The 14,141-nt window shown below is 30.3% G+C and carries 11 protein-coding genes; 4 read left to right on the forward strand and 7 right to left on the reverse strand.

All coding sequences use genetic code 11. From position 1 onward, the window contains the following. Together UEQ13_RS10535 and UEQ13_RS10540 are read left to right on the forward strand one after the other, a co-directional pair. Positions 1–2,945 (forward strand): PKD-like domain-containing protein (locus UEQ13_RS10535; protein ID WP_329806304.1); only part of this gene is annotated, 2,945 nt, incomplete at its 5' end. Positions 2,946–2,957: 12 nt separating this feature from the next. Continuing rightward, positions 2,958–3,971, forward strand: coding sequence for a PorP/SprF family type IX secretion system membrane protein (locus UEQ13_RS10540; protein ID WP_329806305.1), 1,014 nt, complete (start codon positions 2,958–2,960; stop codon positions 3,969–3,971). A 173-nt stretch (positions 3,972–4,144) separates the two neighbouring features. On the opposite strand, the gene UEQ13_RS10545 is transcribed toward UEQ13_RS10540, so the two are convergent. Both UEQ13_RS10545 and UEQ13_RS10550 read right to left on the reverse strand, forming a co-directional pair. Next, complete coding sequence (locus UEQ13_RS10545) at positions 4,145–5,497, reverse strand: phospholipase D-like domain-containing protein (protein ID WP_329806306.1); 1,353 nt, start codon at positions 5,495–5,497, stop codon at positions 4,145–4,147. Next, positions 5,497–8,826, reverse strand: a complete 3,330-nt coding sequence (locus UEQ13_RS10550; protein ID WP_329806307.1) for an AAA domain-containing protein — start codon at positions 8,824–8,826, stop codon at positions 5,497–5,499. The genes UEQ13_RS10545 and UEQ13_RS10550 overlap by 1 nt, the downstream gene beginning before the upstream one ends. Positions 8,827–9,177: 351 nt before the next feature. On the opposite strand from UEQ13_RS10550, the gene UEQ13_RS10555 reads away from it, so the two are divergent. Both UEQ13_RS10555 and UEQ13_RS10560 read left to right on the forward strand, forming a co-directional pair. Further along, positions 9,178–9,906 carry a DUF6088 family protein gene (locus UEQ13_RS10555; protein WP_329806308.1) on the forward strand — a complete coding sequence of 243 codons (729 nt, stop codon included), beginning with the start codon at positions 9,178–9,180 and terminating at the stop codon, positions 9,904–9,906. After that, positions 9,906–10,889: a nucleotidyl transferase AbiEii/AbiGii toxin family protein gene (locus tag UEQ13_RS10560; RefSeq protein ID WP_329806309.1), complete on the forward strand. Its 984-nt coding sequence runs from the start codon at positions 9,906–9,908 to the stop codon at positions 10,887–10,889. The genes UEQ13_RS10555 and UEQ13_RS10560 overlap by 1 nt, the downstream gene beginning before the upstream one ends. Before the next feature lie 64 nt (positions 10,890–10,953). Here UEQ13_RS10560 and UEQ13_RS10565 read toward each other — a convergent pair whose 3' ends face one another. The 5 genes from UEQ13_RS10565 to UEQ13_RS10585 form a co-directional block, all read right to left on the reverse strand. Continuing rightward, positions 10,954–11,535 (reverse strand): hypothetical protein, encoded by a 582-nt coding sequence (locus tag UEQ13_RS10565; RefSeq protein WP_329806310.1) that lies wholly within the window; start codon positions 11,533–11,535, stop codon positions 10,954–10,956. Between the two features lie 10 nt (positions 11,536–11,545). After that, on the reverse strand, positions 11,546–12,694 hold the full coding sequence (locus UEQ13_RS10570; protein ID WP_329806311.1) for a hypothetical protein: 1,149 nt from the start codon (positions 12,692–12,694) through the stop codon (positions 11,546–11,548). 5 nt (positions 12,695–12,699) lie between these two features. Further along, positions 12,700–12,930, reverse strand: a complete 231-nt coding sequence (locus tag UEQ13_RS10575; RefSeq protein WP_329806312.1) for a beta propeller repeat protein — start codon at positions 12,928–12,930, stop codon at positions 12,700–12,702. A 70-nt stretch (positions 12,931–13,000) separates the two neighbouring features. Continuing rightward, positions 13,001–13,387: a hypothetical protein gene (locus tag UEQ13_RS10580; RefSeq protein ID WP_329806313.1), complete on the reverse strand. Its 387-nt coding sequence runs from the start codon at positions 13,385–13,387 to the stop codon at positions 13,001–13,003. A 117-nt stretch (positions 13,388–13,504) separates the two neighbouring features. Further along, positions 13,505–14,131: a metallophosphatase domain-containing protein gene (locus UEQ13_RS10585; protein ID WP_329806314.1), complete on the reverse strand. Its 627-nt coding sequence runs from the start codon at positions 14,129–14,131 to the stop codon at positions 13,505–13,507. Between the last annotated feature and the right edge of the window lie 10 nt (positions 14,132–14,141).

The raw sequence follows: 14,141 nt of genomic DNA on the forward strand, positions 1-14,141 counted from the left end.
ATTATTACTGTGTGGTTACTCAAAGTGGTGTAGGTTGTAATGTAACTAGTGCCGTATCTCAAGTAATCATTGTAGCTGCGCCTGCTATTACTACACAACCTGCTTCTAGCTCGGTTTGTGAAAATGGAACACCTACGCAATTAACTGTAGCTTACACAAACGGAACTGGAACTCCTACTTATCAATGGTTTAGCAATACTACTAACAGTACAATTGGTGGAACTCTAATCTCTGGTGCAACAACAGCTTCTTATAGCCCACCTTCAACAACAGTAGGTACTTTGTACTACTATTGTGAGATTACTTTCTCTTCGGGTGGTTGTACTAGTGTGCTTTCAAATACTGCTGAAGTAGTGATTAATCAAATTCCAGTTGTAAATAATGTTGCTGCAATTATTTGTAGTGATGAACAGTATATTTTTAATTCGACAAATTCAAATGATGTATTACCTGCTGGATTACAATATAGTTGGAATTTAACATCAATGACGCCAGCTGGAACGGTATCAGGTTCGGTTAACAATGGGACTTTACAAAATCAATTTAGTCAACAATTAGTCAACAATTCTAATGGTATTACAACATTAGTTTATGAAGTAACCCCAATAGCTGGCATTTGTACTGGTAATCCATTTACTATTACGATTGAGGTATATCCCAGACCAGATGTTACATTTGATCTTCCGATACAAACCATATGTAATGAAACAAATACATCATTAGTTACGCTAAATTCAAGTTTGCCAGGAAACATTACTTATAATTGGACTGCAACAATTCCAACAGGAATTACTGGTGCGTTAAGTTCTGGGACAAACACTATACCTGTTCAAACATTAATAAACACAACAAATGCTCCATTAACAATTACCTATAGTGCTACAGCTACATTTAACAATAATGGATCTTCTTGTGAAGGAAATGTTTATACCTATTCTATAACAGTTAATCCTACATTCACATCTTCCGGAGTAGTTTCAAATTACAACGGATATAATGTAAGTGTTTTTGGTGCAAACGATGGATCAATAAACCTTACTACAGTTGGTGGTTCGGGAACATATACTTATAGTTGGACTGGACCAAACGGATATACTTCAACAAATGAAGATGTATCTGGTTTATTTGCTGGAACTTACACCGTAACAATTAATGATGGTTACTGTGCTCCAATAATTTTAACTTTCACGCTTACACAACCACCTGAATTACTAATTCAACCCGATTTAAATCTAACGATAAATTTGATTTGTTATGGAAATAACAATGGTGCTGTTGGAGTATTAATAACACAAGAATCTGTTCCTCCTTATGATTATGAATTATATAATAGTAGTGGAATACTCGTAAGTTCTATTATAGACTCTACTAACTTAAATCCTCAGTTTACAGGATTAATTGCAGGGGTTTATTCGCTAAAAGTTATTGATGCAAATGGAGGACAAAAAATAGTGACTGGACTTACAGTTACTCAACCTAATGATATTGTAATAACGGCAACTACAACACCAATCACTTGTTATGGCGCCAACAATGCCTCAATAACATTGACAGTAACAGGCGGTACTGGTCCATACCAAGCACAATGGGATAACTTAGCTACTGGGTTTTATCAAAATAATTTAGCTGCTGGTAATTATTCCATTTTAGTGACAGATAACAATGGTTGTACCAAAACAATTGTAGTAAATATTCCTGAAGCTCCTATTTTTACAATCAATCCGGTAGTTGTTAATATTTCATGTTATGGCGCAAATGATGGTAGTATCAATCTAAATTTAGTTGGTGGAATTCAACCGATTTCATTAACTTGGAATGATGGAAGTACTGCTGGTTTGGTACGAAATAATTTAGTCGCGGGCACCTATACGGTAACCATTATTGACTCAAAACCATGTACCATTGTTAGAACTTTTATCATTGTTGAACCTCAACCTTTAGTTTTAAGTGCAAATATTCAAAATGCATTAGATTGTAATAATGCTAATAGCGGAGCTATTAATTTATTAGTGTCTGGAGGAACTCCCCCATTTACTTATAGCTGGACAAATGGTACTACAACTGAAGATTTAATAAATATACCTTCTGGAAATTATGCTGTTGTAGTCACTGATTCAAGAGGATGTACAAAAACAGCACAATATAGTGTGAACCGTCCACAACCTTTAACTTTAAATGTTGAAACGGATACGAATGTTAATTGTGAAACAAGAGAAATTAGTCAAATTTTTGAAGCTCAAGTTTCTGGAGGAGTTCCTCCAATTCAATTAAACTGGTCAAGCGGAACTGTTAGCGGTTCAAATAATGAATTTATGACCACAGACCAAGACGGACTAGTTGTTTTAACTGCAACAGATGCATTAGGGTGTACAACAACTTATAGTTTAAACGTTGATATACCTGTTTTAGGAAATGCGTCATTTAATCAAAACTCATATGGTTATACTACTTATGGGATATATTCAATTTTAGATCCGATTCAATTTACAAATACCGCCACAGGGGATTATGTTAGTATATTATGGAACTTTGGTGACGGAACATTTTCAAACGAAGAAAATCCAATTCATACTTATGTTCTGGAAGGTGATTATGTGGTAACACAAACCGTGACCTATCCTTTTGGTTGTGTATATGTTCATACTATAAGTTTACTAGTTGAAAAAGGATATCTACTTGTGGTTCCAACAGCATTTACACCAAACAATGACTCACTTAACGACACGTATCGACCGGTTACTAAAGGTTTAAAAAATGTTAGGCTAACTATTTATGATACATGGGGATCTTTAATCTATTCAGAAACGGGAGATGTTCTTCGCGGTTGGGATGGAACGATTAAAGGTGTTAATGCTGAAAACGGAAATTACCATTGTAAAGTAAGCGCTGATACGTTTTATGGAAGTATAATAGAAGCGGAGGAAACTTTTGTCTTAATTAAATAAGAAAGAAAAAAAATGAAATTTAAATTATATATATTACTAGTTTTTGTGAGTGCTTTTATTGAAGTTAGGGCTCAAGACCCTGTATTTACACAATTTTTTTTAGTACCAGAAACTATAAATCCAGCATTTACTGGTGCTGCAAGTTCGTGGAATGCTGGTATTATTCATAGAAGACAATGGCCAAAAGGGAACAGACGAATTGATTCGCAATATGGATTCGCAAATAACTTAATAACCGACAATCTGGGTCTTGGAATCACTTTACTAAATCAAAAGGAAACTTTTACGGATTATAATTACCTTCAATTCAATGGAGCGGTGTCGTATCGAGTAAATCTTAATTATAATTGGAGATTAAGATTAGGAATTGAAGGTGGATTTGGACATAAAGATTTTAACTTTGGCAATTTATTATTAGAAGATCAAATAAACATCAATGATGGTTCAATTTCTGGAAGCAGTATTGACCCTGGCTTTTTAAGATCTAATGATCAAATTAATTTTGTAGATTTTTCTTTTGGAGTTTTAGTAGAAGAGGAAAATGCTTGGTTTGGAGCAGCCTTAAAACACTTAAACCGACCTAACATTTCTTATCTTGAAAACAAGAATGTACCTTTAGACTTGTTTTTATCTGTTCATGGGGGGTATTATTTTGCTTTGGATAATTCACCCACAATGATTTTGCCTCCTGATACCGATTTATTAGTATCTTTTAATTACATGAGACAATCTCAATTTAACCGATTAGACATTGGTACTTCTATAGAAATGAATACGTTTTCATTTGGTGTCGTTGCAGCTACAAACCCTGAAGGCAGAAGTTCTAATAGTCATATTGTTACTTCCCTTAATCCTTTTATTTCTATGAGAGCTGGAGAATTTAAATTTGGATATTCGTATGATATTAACACCTCAAGATTTGGCCAAAATCAAGGGGTTCATGAACTTACTTTGACTTGGCAGTCCAAATATACTTGTAGAGATTGTGATAATTATCGAATGAAACTAAAAGATATTAGATGGTAAAATAAATAAAGGCTAAAGAAATAATGAATTGACAATATTTCTTTAGCCTTTAAAATTTAGTTGAATTGATTATTATAATTATTCTCTTAAAATCCCATCTTTTTAAGATTCTTTCTTTATTAATTTATCGTTTGTGTCTTTATATCGAATGATACCCGAAATTTTTTAATAATTTAAAATGAAGCCTTTATTATATCATCAATCTGGTATTGCGCAAAAACTTGTTTCCATTTTTTTTCTACATCTAGGCTTATCAATAAGGTTTCTTCATTAGCTACTTTTTGACCTTCATTTTTATTAAATGATAAAAAATTAAAGCTGCCATGAATGTAATAATCATTGTCTTTTATCACTAATTTTTTATGGGATCCAACCATTTTTTTATTACCGGTCTGTTCAAAATGTGTTGGTAAATGAATGAATTGAAAATTCTTAAAGGTTTGGGCTAACCGTTCCATTTCTTTAATTGCTTTTACATCATGTTCATCATTCCCTTCAATACCATATAATACACAAACATTCACTTTTCTTTTTAAGGCTATTTCTATTTCAGGAATGTAATTTAAGGCCGCTCTTTTTATCCATGGACTCTCAATTAATAATTTATCTTTTGCGCTTTGTATTGCATTAATAAATTTCGCTTTGGTTTCCCATATAGATAAAGTTTCAATTTGGGATGTATTCGCTATAATTGGAACTCTGTCAAAAGCAATCTCATTATTTTTTGTTTCTAACTCAATGTTTGCAACGATTGCTCTTTCTGAATCGGTAAAATCATAAATAATATTTGGGTATTCTTGTGAGAGAATTTTGGTTAGTCTTTTATCTAGTGAATACTCTTTATTTCTGATTTCAATTCTTGGTTCCAATTCATTTTCTTTTTCTCTTGTTGGAACATATTCAATTAAATAATAATCGTTAAAAACTTCTTTATCAAACTTGATTTCATTTTCATTATAATCTACTAAAAATGCTTTTCCTGCTTTTTCTTTTTTATAGATGTCACCCAATTGCTCACTTTTCCCTTTTAATAATTCTGGACTCTTATTTTTAAAATTTATTTTAGGCTGTATTTTATTTTGGAAGGAGTTGGTAGTATAAATTGAAAGATCTTTTTGTAAAACCTCATCTGTATAAGCATCTAAATAGAATTCAAAATCAACTTCTGAAAGAATTTTAAGAATTGAATTATCTTTTATGAAATGTTCACCTGCTTCAGTAATCATCCATTTACTAGATATAAAATCTAAATAGCCTCGTTCTCTAAGAAAATAAAGTTCTCTTAAAATAAAATCGTCTTTGTCTAATCCTAAAAAATGCGTTAACTCATTTTCTGTGTTAATTCCGGATTTAATTGCTTTAATAAAAATAGCATACACCTGTTGAATAGCTTCTTCTGGTGATTCATTAACCGTGGCAGTAATCACTATTTTTCGATAAGGATACGCTATAGGAATAATTTCATTAATACGGTAATTACTTGGACATTGGTCCTCTAGTTTTTTATATATTTCTTTACTATCCATTAGAAAATTTGTTCCATATTTGTAACTATCCATTCTTTTTTAATTTCTTTTAAATACCTTCTTAATGCGGGTATTTCTCCTTTAAGATGTGGCGCTTCCGCTGACATTAACCAATTGTAATTTCCAATAATTATCAATAGTTTTTTTTGACGTGATAATGCTACGTTAATACGATTAGCATTGGCAAGAAAACCTAAAGTGTTTTGACGACTTCTTACTAAATCAAAAATGATTATATCTTTTTCTAAACCTTGAAATTTATCAACTACGGATAATGTTACATTTTCCGATTTAAGATGTTTACATTTTCTGTAATCTAGATTTTTTGATAACACATTTTTAATTTCACTTACTTGAGCAGAATAGCCGGTAATAATCCCAATAGAGTATTTTTTTACTATTGGATGTTCGTCTAAACGTTGTAAAATTTCTGGAATTAATTTGGCACTTTCTTTATTTTTAGAAGAACCATTACCATTCGTTTCACTTTTATTTTCATTGCCAATATCTATAAAAATGATAGAACTGTTAACTTTTAAATCTAAATTATGTTCTTTTTCAATAGGTCTTTTGGCTGGTAAAATTGGTTCATCTCCATAAGGTTCGTAAAAACACTTTGAAGTTAAAACAACTTGATCGTGTGAGCTTCTTCTACACACTTCTAATTGGCTTTTAAAATCGTCATCAATATTTGTAATGATTTGTTCAAACAAACTAGGCCTGTTGAAATAGTCATCAAAACTATCATACTCCTCTTCTTTCTTAAAGTTTTCTCTTAACCATTTTTCAACTTCTCTTGTGCCTGTTAGCATAGGTCTGAGTTGCCTGTGGTCTCCAACTAAAATGGCTTTATTGGCTAATACAAGTGGTATGAGTGATTCAGCCGTAGTTGCTTTACCACTTTCATCCATAATCACATAATCAAATTCAAAATTGTATTTAGCATATTTTTTTGAAGCAATATGATTAGTAGTTGCTCCAATAACTCGAATACTGTCAATTAATTTTTGACTTAAATTACTATTTTCATTTAATGAACTAATAGTCGCTAACCAATCTTTGTAAAGCCCTTGTTTTGTAAAATAACTTGTAAAATCTATTCTAGTTTTTTTGGAAAGTGCTGAAATAAAATCAGTCTCATTTTCTAAAGTTGCACTAAAGAAACTAAGTATTTGATTTTTAGTTAGGAGTTCTATTAGCTTGTTTTTCTTAATTTCCCAACTTTTATCGGTTGAAAGAACTTCAATTATAGGTTCTAAATAATCAGCCTGATTTTTAACTTCAGATAAAAAAGCCTCTTTTATTGGTTTCCAGTTTTCTTTCGCTTTTTTTCTTACTTTTTCTTTCCAACCTTCAATTTTTCTCTCTAATGTATGTTTTGCTAAACTTGGTTTAGGTTGTCTTACACCACTTAATCTTACAAGTGGTATGTCTTTTTCTAAAAGATTATCCAATACATTATCTACCGCATCATTAGTTTGAGACGTAATTAAAATCTTTGCATTAGGTTGTTTGTTTAAAATTTGAAATACAATTTCGGTAATTACAGTAGTTTTTCCTGTTCCTGGTGGACCTTGAATGATGGTTAACGGTTCTCTGTTTAAAGCATTAATAACCGCTTTTTGTTGGTTATCGCTATATACAAATGGATTGCCTTTATCATCTGTTTGATAAATATCTTCAAGAGTATGTATATCTAAAAACTTACTTTGTAAATCTCTCGGATTAAATAAATAGTGAATTAAATCTCTGTTTTGAACATCATTGAATTCTACTTTTTTAATAGCTTCTAATTGGCGCTTTTTTTCTTCTTCTTGTTTGCTAATATTTTGAAATAAGAATCCTTTTGAAGGAAGTGTTTCAAAAGATAAATTTTCACAATCTTTAAATTTTATGATTCTTAGTTTAATATCAAAATTATAAGCTATACCTGAAAATTTAAGAGGCTTTTTTATTTGTTTTTTATCCGCAGTTTCACTTAAAATATATTCAAATTCTTCTGGATGCGGTGGTAATGATTGATCTATATGATCAAAGATTAATCCTTGTTTACTATATTTTTCATTATCCGCTACTTTAAACCAAACCTCATCTTCACTTTTCTTTTCAAAACTAGTGTACACTAATCGAAGTGAGTTTTTTTCAATTACTTCGAGTTCTTTTTTGATTAAATCTTTGTAAAATTTTAATTCTTTATTGATTTCTTGTTTTCCTTTTTTATAACTGCCCTCTTTTTCTTTTTCTTTTAGTATTTTTTTAAGTGTAGCCGTTAAATTAAAAGTTGTGTAACTGTAGCTATCAAATTTAACCGGTACGCCAATTTTAGCCGCATTTTTTTCAAATGCCTTTTTGTTTTCGTCTAGATTGTCTTTTTTGGAATAGTTTCTAATAAGCAATTGTTTATCACTAACTAACCACAAACAATGCAAATAATAGTTTTTGGTATAAATATCTAATAAGTAATTCTCTTTAGTATTGTTTTGAGATTTGGGTAAAACATTTATTTTTGGCAACCATTTTTTATCATCAAGACCGTTTAATTCCTTAATTATTTCGTTTGTAAAATCTCCTTTTACTTCTATTGCATTGGTTTTTTCAAAGGGACTACTAAACAATATGGATCCAATGTCTTCTTTTAAGTTCGAATAATTTATTCGTTGGTCTGGAGCAATTTCACAACATTTATCAATAAGCTCATTAATAGATGAAAAATTTGTAAGTTCTCTTTTTTCAAAATACCATTCCATTATTTTACCAATAGAATAAATATCTGATTGGTGTGGAAAGCCTTTAGTAATTTTTCTATCCCATTTTTCAGGTGCGGCAAAATCTCTTGCAAATATTTCTAATTCTTTTTCTTGACTTAACGTAGTGGCTATATCTGCAATTCCAAAATCGATTAGAAAGAAATCTTCATTTTCATCTATTAATATATTTGCGGGGTTGATATCACCATGGGTTATTCTATAGACCTGATTAAGTTCTTTTAAACAAGCCACACTATTTTCAATACCCTTTAAAAAAACAGTTGGCTTTAATGATTGAAATTCATTTTCTAAGGTTCTTGCTTGTATGAATTCAAAAATAATACAATAGGCTTGTTCGTTTTCGTCCCAATCGTAGGCTACAATTTTTGCTAAATTTTTATGTGTTGCTTTCTTTAAATTTCTTAATTTATCAAACAGAATTTTACTGGCTTGAGAATTTTGTTCAATACCTTTTATCCATTTGGCAAAATATTTGTTTTCAAATTCGTCTTCTACAACAGCAGTTATTGAATAACCTCTTGCTTCTTTTTTTCGGCAAATTTGGTATTTTTCTAGAATCATATACTAGTTTAAATTTTTTATTTTTTTATCGAAGTTGCTATAACTTTAATAGAGGTCCAAAATATTAATTTTTTTTGTAAGAAAAGCTTTTTTTTATGAATAATATAGATTGACATACCTACTAATTTTATAATAGAAAAGAAATTAGTAAAATAAAACAAATGGCGGCAGATGATTTAGAAATAATTGACAAAAGAGGTTTTTTGTACAGGTGAATGAGGTAATTAAATTGGACTGAATTTAAAGAAGTATTTAATAATGGTTGTATAGTTGAAAACACAGGTGACATGTCAGGTAAAGTATAGAAAAAACTTGACATTTAAATTAAATTAATTATCTTTGTTTCTAAATATGAAAGTAACAGATAAAATAGTAGCTAAAATAAATCGAATAGATACAGGTGATGTATTCGGATATGATACACTTGGATTAACTTCAGATGAGATTATTGCTGGCTCTAAAGCATTAAGCAGGTTAGTTAATAAAGGAGTAATTAAAAGAGCTAGAAAAGGTTATTATTATAAGCCAAAAACTTCTGTTTTTGGTGAACAAAAACCGAGAGAAGATGCACTTCTTTTTCTATACTTATTTGAAGGAAAAAAGCAGGTTGCTTATATTACTGGAACTCGATTATACAATAGATTAGGTTTAACCACACAGGTTCCTAGTTCTATACGTATTGCTTCATTAGATAAACAAGTTAAAGGTAAAGTAGGTAATGTTGTGATTAAGCCTGCTAAAAGTTATGTAAAAGTTACTTCTGATACTATTAAATATTTAGAACTATTGGATGTTATCAAAGATTTGAATACCATACCTGACTTGCAAAAAAGTGATGGACTAGTATATATAAAGAAAGTCATTTCTAAATTTGAAACTACTGAAATAAAAAAACTAGTTACTTATGGAACGGCTTATCCTCCAAAAGTTAGAGCCTTACTTGGTGCGCTTTTGGAAGCGATGAATATTGCTGCTGCTAACCTTTCTCTTTTGAAAAAATCGATAAATCCTTCGAGTAGCTATGAATATGGTATTACTCCTAAAATGCTTTCGACTGCTAATTCCTGGAATATTATATAATGAACTTACATTTAGACAAAGACAACTTTGAAAGTGCTATAATTGCTGCAGCTGACTATTTTAAAATTCCTGAAATTTTTATTGAAAAAGAGTATTGGGTTACTTACGCTTTACATGAATTGTTTCATTCTGAAGTTAAAGACTTAATTGTTTTTAAAGGTGGTACTTCGTTATCAAAATGCTATGGCATAATTAAGCGGTTTTCAGAAGATATAGATATAGTCGTTGTAAAAAAAGATGGTGATAGCGGAAATGCTTTGAAAGAAAGATTAAAAAACATCACCAATGTGATTGACAAATCTATTCTTGATGTTGTTCCGGATGATCCAAATACAAATAAAAAAGGGAGTATTAGAAAAATTATTTATTCCTTTCCAAAAGTTGGTATGAAAGGTCAATATGGAGAAGTAAGAGAAAATATTGCTTTGGAAGTTTCACATCTTGGAAATACAAAACCTAGTATAGTAAAACCAATTTGTACACTGATTGCTGATTATATTAAAACAACTCCAAATATTGAATTAATTACTCAATTTGGATTAGCTGATTTTGAAGTGAATGCATTATCTATTGAACGTACTTTTTGCGAAAAAATAATTAGTTTAGTACGATTTTCTTATACTGAAAACCCTTTAGATGATTTATCAAAAAAGGTTCGTCATACTTATGATTTACATCAATTATTACAATTACCAGCTATACAAGGTTTTCTAAAATCCTCTAACTTTGATGTCATGTTACATCAAGTGGCTAAAGATGATGATAAGGCTATACCTAATGATAAAGATTGGTTGTATGTTCATCCTAAAGAAGCTTTGCTATTTAAAGATACTGAAGTTGTATGGAATACATTGAAAAAAGTATATGTCACTTCATTTAAAGAGTTAGTTACCGGCACACTTCCTGATGAAAATGATGTTTTAAATTCTTTACTATTCCTTGCTGAACGAATGCAAGATATTGAGTGGACTATAAAGAAATAGAACCTTTTTTAACACATAAATGATTGTCTATGTGTGTATTCCAAATTCCTTAAAAACACTAGATTCATATAACCGCATTACTAATTTCAAAACAATTTTGAAACGTGAGTAACGAGTCTTTCTTCTTACAAACTAAAACTTGATTTTTATAAACCAGCTTTTCCAAAATAGTCTGTTCGTTCGTTTGGAGTAACTTGAATTCTAAATCATCAATACTAAAATTATCCGTATAAATTTCGAAACTTCCAATTAAACCTATTTCTTTTTGTTCAATATAAAAACCCTTTTCTAAATTTAGATTTGTCTTTTGAGTTATTGTTTTATATAAAGGAAAAAGTAATAGTTCCTCCTTTAAATCATTGATTTTTAATTTTTGTACCTTCTTGTTTTTATACCAAATTTCTATTTGATTTTTTGGCGAATTAATAAGTCCTTCTAAACAATTTCCTTGTAAATCATCTATGGATTGGATTGATTTATTCTTAAGGTAATAGTAGAAGAAAGGATCAATAAGTACTTCTGTTAAAGGTTGTTTCATTTTGGTAGCCACTTCTTCAAAAGTATGTAAAAGTGCATCTGAAAACTCTACTTTTTTTAGTTTCCAGGCTTCTCCTAAAAGGTTTATTTTGAGTTTATTTTCTAACAATGATGTGTATTTAAATTTTCAGTTTTTCCTTAAGTTCTAACAGCAATTCGTCATAATTATCTGTTTCTGCAATTCTTGAAAACAACCATGATAGTATTTGTATTTCTCGCTCCCATTTCTCACAAAACCCACGCAAGATTAATATGAATTTTTCAAACTCGAATAAACTTTTAAATGCATAACGACCACAATCTACTTCAATATCTTCGTAGTTTGAATACTGTGAAAAATGTTCCGTTGCTTCGAAACTACCGTCATTAAAAACAGAAGCATGGCCACAATAATCCTTAATGGATTCCTTATTAACTACTCCATTATGATACCCAAAAGCAAAAAGCTTTTCTAAAATCCAGAATCGTTGCGTTAATTGAGCGTTGTTTATATTATACTCTTGAATGGGAATTATTCCTTTTAAATAATCTAAAAAGATATCTCTTATTTTAATGCCTAAATTTTCAATTCTTTCAACATCTTCTTCCTTGTCAAATGTGGCATACTTTTCAATAAAACCACTTAACATTAAATAATTAATCAAACCAATTTTACCATAATCATCGACTGTGATGTCAATGTCAATTTCTGTTTGATGATGTCTTTTAAAATAAGGTTCGGGTTCAATTATACCATCACGCCATCTATTTCCAGAATCTGCAAAATAAATTATTCTACACTTTCCAAAACGTTCATAGCTTTTAATAGCATTCAAGTCTTCAAAAAAAGAATCTCCCAAATAACTTTTATAAGAAATCTGTTTCCTATTAAGTTTCAATTTATCGGCATAACAATACTCCTTATAATTCTTGTATTCCCACTTAGGCAATTTGTAGAGGTTAAATGTGCTATCATATTCAAAATCTGAGAATTCGTTAAGATAAATAAAGGAAGCCACATCACAAATAGAGACTTCTTCAAATAAAAAATCATATTGATTCTTCACAAAATTAGAGGCATCATTTGGCAAACCTTTCCATTTTGTAAGAAGTACTGCTTCTTGTTGGTTTTCTACATCTTGAAAAAAGAAAAACAAGCTTTCCCTATCCATTTCAGTGAAAAACTGACCATAATGTAAGTCTTCAGGTTGCTGATTGGGAGTTTTAACATGTTCCCATTTTCCAATTTCTTCATCAAAAACCTCCAAAAAGCAGTAATAGACTATCATAATAATTAACTCCTTTTATGCCAAGATCTTCCTTTGTTGGATGAATAATATAGTCCTTTTGAAGTCGTAACAAGTAATTCTTTTCCATTATGAATTAAATCTTGCATTATTCCCATCATGGAAGATGCACTGCTTCTATTATGCCAGCTTCTACCATTATTGTTTGAATATTCAATACAGTTTTTTGAAGTGTTGATACGAATTAACTCTTCTTCTAGTTGGATCATTTGTCCCATAATTTTATGTTTTTAATTGTTATAAGACAAAATTACCTAGAGCATCAGTCAAAGTATGACAGTGTAAAAATTAGGAATTAGGAATCTCTGATAAATTAATTTTACTTTTAAAACCAGTGGCGATTATAATAATTCCAATAGCATTTTCTAAATTGTTATCTTCTGTAACATTCAAAATTATATTTGGTTGATTAGTTGATTCCTTTTGGATATAATCACTTATTTCACTTATTTCATCTAAAGTTATTTCTTCCAAACCAATACTGATTAACACTACTATATGTTCACTATTTGTAATTGTAGCGCCTTTCTGTAAAGGGGAAAGCAAGGCCTTTTTTATAGCTTTTTCAGCTCTATTATTTCCTGATGCAACTGATGAACCAATGAAAATGTCATCATTATTACTAATTATATTTTTAAAATCTATAAGTAGTGTTTCTGAAAGTATTAGTCCCATAATTTTGTTTTTAAGTTTATATCACACAAAATTACTTGGAGCCTCAGACAATAGCTGGCATTGTAAATTTTTCATAAAAAAAAAACGACACTTAAAAAAGTGCCGTTTAGATAATATTTAAAGCTCGAAAGTTATTGGCGGATTCGTTAAACCATACTTTTTATCAAGTACAGAAGCATTTATAAACTTTGTTTTCGATGAAGTGGTTTGTCCATAACCTTCGTGTATGTGTCCGCATATATGAACTTTTGGTTGTATACTTTCAATAGTATGTAATAAATCTTCACATCCAACATTTTCTCCACGTGTGGTTTTATCTAATATACCAAATGCGGGACCATGAGTAATCAGGATGTCAGTGTCAAGTGGAATTAATTGCCAATGATGCGCAATTTGTGCTCCGCGAGGTCTATTAAAAGCCCAGTCATAAAACCAAGGAGTAATTGGAGAACCCCAAATTTTAAAATATTCAACTTCTACTCCACTGTCACATAAATAAATAATGTTTTCTGGAATGATCTTTTGAATGTCTTTATCTGAAGTTTCTTCAAAAAAGAAATCGTGGTTACCAGCTATGAAAATTTTGTACTTGAAATCTAAGTCTTTAAACCAATTCAGAAAATCCAAAATTTCACTTTCTTTACCACGTTGACTTATATCACCAGCATGAATGATGACATCACCTTTTGGTAAGGTCAAGTTTTTATGTTGTCCGTGGGTGTCAGAAATGATTACGAATTTCATGAGGTAAAAT

The organism is Flavobacterium facile, from assembly GCF_036321945.1.
In the GTDB taxonomy this organism is placed as follows: Bacteria; Bacteroidota; Bacteroidia; order Flavobacteriales; family Flavobacteriaceae; genus Flavobacterium; species Flavobacterium facile.